The organism is Nitrospirillum amazonense, assembly GCF_007828045.1.
Lineage (GTDB): Bacteria > Pseudomonadota > Alphaproteobacteria > Azospirillales > Azospirillaceae > Nitrospirillum > Nitrospirillum amazonense_C.
Genome location: NZ_VITN01000078.1, coordinates 1 through 1,269 on the forward strand (window position 1 = coordinate 1; position 1,269 = coordinate 1,269).

1 protein-coding gene and 1 other annotated feature are annotated in these 1,269 nt (G+C 64.3%); the gene reads left to right on the forward strand.

Translation table 11 applies throughout. The features are described from left to right. The first annotated feature begins 27 nt into the window (after positions 1–27). Positions 28–1,256, forward strand: a protein-coding gene (locus tag FBZ89_RS30630) for an IS3 family transposase (protein WP_145754893.1) whose coding sequence is annotated in 2 segments (ribosomal slippage) — positions 28–316 and positions 316–1,256 — 1,230 coding nt in all. Because the reading frame shifts where the segments join, the coding sequence is not laid out codon by codon here. Further along, positions 309–425 (forward strand) — a sequence feature (AL1L pseudoknot). Its footprint overlaps the gene before it by 117 nt. Positions 1,257–1,269 lie beyond the last annotated feature (13 nt).

Consider the following 1,269-nt stretch of genomic DNA (forward strand, 5'->3'; position numbering starts at 1 on the left):
TTCCACTCCTGAGAGATTGAAGCCACGATGAGCAAGACGACGAACAAGTTCTCCCCCGAGGTCCGGACCCGCGCGGTTCGGTTGGTGCTGGATCATGAGAAGGACCATCCGTCGCGATGGGCGGCAGTGGTGTCGATCGCGGCGAAGATTGGCTGTTCCGGCCAGACGCTGAACGAATGGGTGAAGAAGGCCGAAGTTGAAGCTGGCACGCGGGCCGGTGTTCCAAGCGAGACGGCGGAACGGCTGAAGGCGTTGGAACGGGAGAACCGGGAACTGCGGCAGGCGAATGAGATCCTACGCAAGGCCAGCGCGTATTTTGCGATGGCGGAGCTCGACCGCCGGTTCAAGCCATGATCGCCTTCATCGACGAGCATCGGGGTACGCACGGGGTCGAGCCGATCTGCCAGGTCCTGCCGATCGCCCCGTCCACCTATCATCGGCATGCATCCCGGCGAGCCGATCCGGACCGTCTGCCGGAACGGGCCAGGCGGGACATGGCGCTGAAGATCGCGATCCGGCGGGTATTCGACGAGAACTTCGCTGTCTATGGCGTGCGCAAGGTCTGGCACCAGCTCAAGCGGGAAGGCCGGATCGTGGCCCGCTGCACGGTCGCACGGCTGATGCGGGAGATGGCCCTGCGAGGCGTGATCCGGGGCAAACCGGCGAAGACCACGGTGAGCGACAAAGCGGCGCCCTGTCCGCTGGACCACGTCAATCGCCAGTTCCATGCGCCCCGGCCGAACATGCTGTGGCTGTCGGACTTCACCTACGTCGCCACCTGGCAGGGGTTCGTCTATGTGGCCTTCGTCATCGACGCCCTCGCCCGGCGCATCGTCGGTTGGCGGGTGTCACGGACGGCCCATGCCGCCTTCGTGCTTGATGCCCTGGAGCAGGCCTTGCATGAGCGGCGACCGGTCAAGCACGGTAGGTTGATCCACCATTCGGACAGGGGCGTCCAATACGTCTCGATCAAGTACACCGAACGCTTGGCCGACGCGGGGATCGAACCCTCGGTCGGCAGTGTTGGCGACAGCTATGACAACGCCCTGGCGGAAACCATCAACGGTCTCTACAAGGCCGAGGTGATCCACCGGCGTGGGCCATGGCGTTCCTTCGAGGCCGTCGAGTACGCCACCCTGGAATGGGTCGACTGGTTCAACCACCGGCGGATCCTGGGGCCCATCGGTAACATCCCGCCAGCCGAAGCCGAGGCACGCTTCCACGCCATGACCGGCACCTCGGCATTGGCTGCGTGACTCAAACCAAAAC